Source organism: Burkholderia alba (assembly GCF_034721475.1).
Classification (GTDB): domain Bacteria; phylum Pseudomonadota; class Gammaproteobacteria; order Burkholderiales; family Burkholderiaceae; genus Burkholderia; species Burkholderia alba.
Genome location: NZ_JAWJWL010000070.1, coordinates 1 through 6,988, shown reverse-complemented (window position 1 = coordinate 6,988; position 6,988 = coordinate 1). Strand labels below are relative to the sequence as shown.

5 protein-coding genes are annotated in these 6,988 nt (G+C 60.4%); 4 read left to right on the top strand and 1 reads right to left on the bottom strand.

Annotation, left to right across the window (positions count from 1 at the left end):
- Positions 1 to 247: 247 nt before the first annotated feature.
- The 4 genes from RZR99_RS31615 to RZR99_RS31600 are packed head-to-tail and all read left to right on the top strand — an operon-like array spanning position 248 to position 5,191.
- Positions 248 to 892, top strand: coding sequence for a hypothetical protein (locus RZR99_RS31615; RefSeq protein WP_251108060.1), 645 nt, complete (start codon positions 248 to 250; stop codon positions 890 to 892).
- Positions 879 to 2,771: an integrase gene (locus RZR99_RS31610; RefSeq protein ID WP_323123648.1), complete on the top strand. Its 1,893-nt coding sequence runs from the start codon at positions 879 to 881 to the stop codon at positions 2,769 to 2,771. Before RZR99_RS31615 ends, RZR99_RS31610 begins: the two co-directional genes overlap by 14 nt.
- A 14-nt stretch (positions 2,772 to 2,785) precedes the next feature.
- Positions 2,786 to 3,772 (top strand): ATP-binding protein, encoded by a 987-nt coding sequence (locus tag RZR99_RS31605; RefSeq protein WP_251108062.1) that lies wholly within the window; start codon positions 2,786 to 2,788, stop codon positions 3,770 to 3,772.
- A gap of 15 nt (positions 3,773 to 3,787) precedes the next feature.
- Positions 3,788 to 5,191: a hypothetical protein gene (locus RZR99_RS31600; protein ID WP_323123647.1), complete on the top strand. Its 1,404-nt coding sequence runs from the start codon at positions 3,788 to 3,790 to the stop codon at positions 5,189 to 5,191.
- Positions 5,192 to 5,394: 203 nt separating this feature from the next.
- Here the strand turns inward: RZR99_RS31600 and RZR99_RS31595 are convergent, their stop codons facing one another.
- Positions 5,395 to 6,861, bottom strand: coding sequence for a hypothetical protein (locus RZR99_RS31595; RefSeq protein WP_323123646.1), 1,467 nt, complete (start codon positions 6,859 to 6,861; stop codon positions 5,395 to 5,397).
- Positions 6,862 to 6,988: the final 127 nt, after the last annotated feature.

Below are 6,988 nucleotides of genomic sequence, written 5' to 3'. Positions count from 1 at the left end.
GTATCAACTCGCGCTTCGCATCCTCGTCGTACTTGCGCCGTCCGTCTCGCTTGAGATCGACCACCAACCGGCTCTGCTGTCAATCGAACTAAAGATGGAACCGTCTGACAGGCTGCAAACCTGCGCCAGCCATGGAACGGGGAGACTCTCGGTTCCATCTTTGTGTCAATCCTGATTGACTTAAACTTGTAACTTTTCGAGAAATTGAACTAAAGTTGGAACAGTGCTGCCAGCCCGACTTGCTGCCATGAGAGAGCCTGTTCCCGCACCCGTTCAACGTCTTCCGAAGCAGACGCTGCATCACGCGTGGGCACCGAAACTCCAACGCCCCGTCAAGTTTGCCTCGGTGACACAAGTTCACCTGTGGGTCATGCTCGAGGCCAATCCCAGCGTGACGACCTACTGCGAGCGACCCGTGCTATCTGTCGAACCGGCGACGCAGCCAATCGCTGACTTCTGGGTTATGCGTGACGGAGCAGAGCAGTGGCTGATGGTTGACGACAATGTCGATGAGGCACGTGTCCATGATCCGCACCTGGCCAGCCAGGCCACGCAAGCTGTCTCCAACGTCGAGACCATTTCCTGCAAAGATATCGAACACCATTGCATATGGATCCAGAACTGGATGTCGTTGCTTCCGTATCTGGCAACGGGGAGTCGCCTGATCGACCAGGCACTGCTTGCGAACGTCATCCAGTTTTTCGATCGCCCGACAACCATTGATGAGGCCGAGCAGCACTTCTCCCGCATCGATCCTGTCCTTGTGCGGACAGCGATAATCGCCGGACTGCATGGCGGTCAACTCATCAGTCCCGACTTGACCACGCTCGCGTTCAGCCGGTACATACGGGTGAGCAGATATCGTCATGGGGAAACACATGAAGCGGAGTGACATCCCCGAGCCGTTGACAGACTGCAGCTCGTGGCCGGGCGTCGATCCAGCTGCGATTGATCCTGAGCGCCTGCCGGTTTACCGGCAACGTGAGAGGGCGATCCAGGCGTACTTGCGCGGTACCCCACTTGCTGATCTGAAGCGGGACTTCGACATCAACCGTGGCACCCTGACGCGCCTGCTTGAACGATGTCTTGCTTCCCATCCCGATGGTAGGATCCAAGGCTTTCGCGGACTCATTCCGCATATAAGGACAAAACGCTACCGGCGTATCGTGCCAGCTGTTCGCCGCACGCAGCACGGAGGTCTGACGGGTGCCATGGGGCAGTTGTTCGAACGACTGCCGCAACTGACGCAGATACTGGAACGGGAAATTGGCGCCGGTACGTTAGGTATCGCCCAAAATGGCCGACTCTATGGCCTGCGCAATGTTCAGTCAAAGCTGATCGCGGCCTGCCGGGAAGCAGGTCTTGGCATGCAGGCCTATCCGCTCAGCCAGGATGAGATGGGCTATCGATCACTGGCGCGCTGGGTGAAGCGGCGGCTCGAAGCGCGGGTCCCAATACGCCACCTTGATAGTCGCGATCGCGCGTGGGATGTCACGATCCGGCCATTTTCTGCGGTCGAACTAGATGGCCACAAACTGGACCTGCGCCTGCGTGTCCGGTGTGCCGAACCGTCCGGTGTCAGCGTTGATCTCGAGACGGAGCGCCTGTTCGTGGTCACGCTGATTGATGTCTGCACCCGCATCGTGCTGGGCTGGCAGGTCGTACCCGCGCCCGAATACAACCACCATGACGTGCTGACGGTACTGCAGGACGCGCTGCGACCGCGACGCAAACGCGACCAGTTACTCATTGCGGGGCTGGCGTACCGACCGACGGCAGGCTTCGCGACAGAAGTCTGTCCGGAAGTCGCTTACGCCTGCTGGGATGTCCTGAAGGTCGATAACGCCGCGGCGCACCTGACCGAAGAGACCTTCCTACCGGTCTGCCAGTTTGTTGGTTGTCGGCTGGAAGCGGGCCCTGTTGCGGCGCCGACCACACGACCCTTCATCGAGCGTTTCTTCCTGACCCTCACCGATCGCATGTCCAGGCAAGTGGTCGGCACCACTGGCCGCCACCCCGAAGACCCGGCGGGCCAGCGTGGTAGACGCGTATCAGTCGGGCAGTTGATAACGTTGCCGGAGCTCGAAGAGTTGCTGGATGTGACTATCGCGAACTATCACGCAACACCGCACGACGGTTTGAACGGGCGCACGCCGCTCGAAGCGTTGCAGTTGGCCGTTGCGCATCAGGAGGCTCCGGTGCGTACGCTGCCCCAGTTACAGCGCGTCCGGCTGCACCAGCTGCAATCCGTTCATCTCTGTACCGTGCGGGGCAACGTCGCACGCGGCGTCGCCCCGTACATCAGCCTTTACGGCGCGCGGTACAGCAACGAAGTGTTACAGCGCACGTCCGGACTCAGCGGCGAGAAAATTCGCGTCTATCCGAATCCCAGCGACATGCGTGAGGCATGGGCATACCTACCCAACGGCGCTGAACTCGGCCGCCTTGCCGTACTCGAGGGCTGGCGCTACAGCCGGCACACACTGCGGCTGCGCAAGCATATCCTGCGACAGCGCCGCCTGGGCAAGCTCAGGTTTGTCGGCGAGCAGGATCCGGTGCACGTGTTTTCCGAAGCGCAACGGCGCATCAGGAATCATAGTCGCAAACAGGCCACTACCGTCATGCAACTTTCGCAGGTGGCACCTTCCGACGGACCAGACGCTGTATCAGCCGCGGCGTCCCACACGCCTTCCACACCGACGCGGCAGCGACAGGCGGATACGGTAGTTGTGCCAGTTGATCTTGGCGATCTGAAGGTGCAAAACCGCTGACAGGGAGAGCGTCCATGTCCAACGACATTTACCGACCCGTTGCGCTGGACGAACATCCGCTGCGACGGCGCATTTACCGGGTTCCTACGCCGTCCATTGCCGCCTTCCGCACGCTCATCGATGAATGTCTGTTTCTCTATATCACCGGGGCACTGATACATGGTCGCCCACGCATTGGAAAGAGTTACGCAATCGAGTTCATTCGCCGGGATCTTGAGATCCGGCACCCGAAGGTATCGGTGTACACGATGCGTTGCGCCCGCTCACAAACAGCATCGGAGAACAATTTCTTTTCGGCGTTGCTGCACACGGTCAAGCATCCCGCGCAAAGCGGCGCCTCCAAGGCGGCACTGCGCGGCCGCCTCCTGCACAAGCTGCGGCAGGTGGCCGATAACAAAGGCGACGATCGTGTCGTACTGTTCGCCGACGAAGCGCAGAATCTGCGCGAAATCGAGTATGAATGGCTGCGTGACCTGCACGACGAAATGGAGAACAACGCGTTGCGCCTGTTCACTTTCCTGGTCGGACAACCGCAACTGCTCGCTCAGAAATCGGTCTTCCAGGCGCAGGACAAGGAACAGATTGTCGCGCGCTTCATGGTCGAGGAGCTTGCGTTTCGGGGGATTGTCTCCGCTGCGGAATGCGCTGCCGTTCTCTCGGCCTATGACAACGGCGAATATCCCGCGAATTCGGGCTGGAACTACGTACGGTTCTTCGTGCCAAAGGCGTACGCGGCGGGCCTGCGTATTGGAGAATCCGCCGCCCGGCTATGGGATGCGTTCGAGGACGCACACATCAAGGCGAATCTGGACGGCCCGGCTGAGATCCCGATGAAATACTTCACTGCCGCAGTCGAGGCAGCACTGCTGCTCAGTTCAGCCTGCGACAGTGAGACCTTGAAGTTTGACGCCCAGTTCTGGAGTGAGATGGTCGAACGTAGTCGCTATGTGGTGGCGCAAAAGGCGGGGCGCCCGATCCTGTCCGCGATCACGCGGCGCTGAGCATCGCTCGCCGTCATGAGTATCGGTCGCACTACCGTACCACCGGATTGGATCGACAACTTCTGGCAGTCGCGGGTGTTGCCGACACGCACCACCCTGACGAGCTACACCACCCGACCCGAGTGGAGCAGCGACGGCGAGTCGATGTGGATGCGACTGTCGAAATTCTCGCTGTTCAACCGGCTGTCGCTGCACGCCCTGGCCGGCCTCGTTACGGTCCGGGCTGGCGAAGCGTTTTCTACTGGCGTAGACGTTCGACGGGCCGACCGGTTTGAGCCCGCCAAGCTCGCCCGCGTTCTTGAGATTCCCGAAACGTCCACACGTGACGGATTCTGTCTTTTCAACGGCCACCCGGCACTGGTATGGGCGGCGACCGAATTGCGTTATTGCCCCGCGTGTCTCGAGCTGGGTTTCCACGCGGCGTGGTTTCAATGGCGATTCATCGAACGATGCCCTGTGCATGGAAGTCGTCTGCGGCGAGGATGCCGGAAATGCGGCGCGCCCATCCCGTATCTGCTCAACAGTAGTATGGCAACGCACCCGCTGTCGTGTGCCCGCTGCAGTACCCGCTGGGTCCCGGCGCTGGATCGTCCCGCCGGATGTTGCATACCGGTCATGGGCCGCGCTGCCCGGATGCTCCGACGCTGGCAGGCCCATGTCGCCAGCGCGATGGTGCCTATTACCACCTCGCCGTATCAGCCTCGCGACCAGGTAACCGGGCGGTTTGTATCCCGGCCGGCGCCAGGAATCGAAATCCGGATGGCGTGTCTGGCCCGACATATGCGGCTGCTGAACCGGCTTTACGATGTACCTCCGCCTTCACCCGAAGAACTGCTGGGGCGGCATTGCGTTCGGGCGGAGGCATGGTTAGATCGGGTTGCGACGTTGCCGGGCGACGATCGGCAAACCGGGGGAATGCCCTACACTCGGGACGACTGGCCCAACTTCGGCGATGACTTTCTGGTGTATGAACATGTTCTGAAGCGCGTCGGGCACGGACTCTTTGGCGACACGCATCGGATCGCCGCCGCACGCCTGCCATGGGCGAACCGCCACGATGAATTTGTCGTCCGCGCCCGGGACATGGCCGCAGATCATGCGACGGCACTCGGCTGGTCGATCAGCTGGTACGGCTTCTCGCGGACATGCGCCTCCGACGATACGCCCTCCATGCCAGCCGTTGGCCTGGCCGGATGGCTTGCCAATGCGCCCCACCGTCCCGTCGATGTGCCACCTGCTTGCTGGCGGGAGCAACTGATCGCCTGGCTCTCGGAAGACCTCGCGAGGTCGGCCTGGGCGTGGTCGCGCATTGTGCTATTCATGCAGATCAGAGGAAAATATCTGCTGCACGGACGACTCGCACGGCCCTCCGAACTGGCGCACCGACGCCGACATCCGGACAAGCGCACGCGCACGTAGCTTGCGTGGCTCGCCTGCTCGTCCGTCCCTAAGCAGCCAGAAGCGGTCATAACGTATTTCCATGGAATGTCCGCTTCTAGCTTGAGTGCAACATGTTAGGTCTGGTCGGTGACATCATCATTCGCAGGAAGCGGACCTTCACTTGCCAATCCGCCGAGTCGCCGGTGTGTGCAAGAGTTGGTATGGCCTTCTCGCTCTGAATCTCAGAGGTACTTGCGGCGACGATTCTCGAAGGCAGGCTTCGTTCCCTCCAGGATGTTCACAACGGACCGGTTCAAGTTCAGCTCCTCGATTGCACCCGCCTCGTAGGAAATCTTGTTTGAGCCATCCCGCTCCATGGAACAGACAATCACCTGCTCGGCGTCGCAGGCCACGGCAAGGTTGGCGTTGTGGGTGACCATCACGACTTGCCGGTGCTGTTTAGCCCTCGTGATCACACCAACCAGCAAATTGTAGACCGTCTCGTTGTCGAGGTTCTCTTCGGGCTGGTCCAAGATGATCGGGATCCGGTCCCGGTCGACGAGAAGGTAGAAGATGAGTAGCAGTGCGCCGCGCTGACCAGGAGACAGCCGCTCGAGTTCGACGCTGCCCAGCATCAGGCCGTAGCTGAGGTCCGCGTAGTCGAGTCCGTAGAGGAAGTCGTAAAGCTGCGCGGCTGTTCGGTCCGCGCGTAGGAGCGTTACCGTGGACACTGGCCTGCGCTGCCCGCCACGAATGTCATGGGTCAGCGCCTCGTCCACTTCAGCCAGGAAGTTAGTCAGGCCGGCCTCAGTCGTGAGGTCGTGCGATGCCAAGAGTTTGCCGGCCAGAGCTTTGGACTCTTCCAGGCCCACGAACGAGCCAACGTTCTGCTTGATAAAGTCGAAGAGCCGCGTGGCGAAGGCGTCAAACGAGAATCGCACAGAGAACTGCACCCCGAGTGCCTCGCGAATCTGCGGCTCGTCATCTACCAAGGCTTGCACCGGAGCAAAGAGCCCCTTCAGGACCTCGGCGCGCTTGTGCAGGGTCGACAAAATCGACACAGATAGCTGAACGCGCTTCTTCCGCAGCTCGGCCAGCTCCGCACGCTGGGCCGGGATGTTCTTGAGGCGATGCCACTTACCGCGGAAGGACTCATCTTTGTCCGCCGCGCCGACAGCGGCACCCCACTCTTCCTCCCAGGCACGCTGAGCAGCCAACGCCTCTTGATGCGCGCGCATCGGCCCGTCAAGCTTGGACTGTTCCTGAGCCAAATCAGCTTTAAGCTTGGCAAGCTGCGCCGGCAGAGCACCTTCGACACCAGGCTGAAGCAAAGCTTGCTGCTCGGCAAGCTTGGTCTTCGTGGTCACCTCCAGATCCGACAGCGGCGCAGTGTTGACGGTGAGCTGGACAACATCACCCACCTTGAGACCAAGGGGCGAGAGCCGCTTCGTCAAGTCCTCTCTAACGTCGTCCACATACTTCTGCAGGGCGGTAACACGCTGAACCACATCATCAATGGAGCGGGCACGTGCACGTTGCACCTCTACCTCGGCTTGGGCGCTAGCTAGTTGAGCTTCCACCTCGGTGATGCGAGCGTTCAACTCGACAATAGCGCCAGCAGCGGCCTTAGCCGGCTCGTCATCCGCCTGCGGTGCCGGAGGAACCTTTGGCTTCTTCTCGTGCAGTGCACGCAGCCTGTTGATTTCCACAGAGTCTTAACCCACCGATTTCATCTAAATCTGACCCACCCCGAGACAGGGTAGTACATCTATTCCGGTGTGGATAACTCTTCGTTACCCGCTGGTTTTTCTGCTCTCTTTTTTGTTGTCTTCGCCT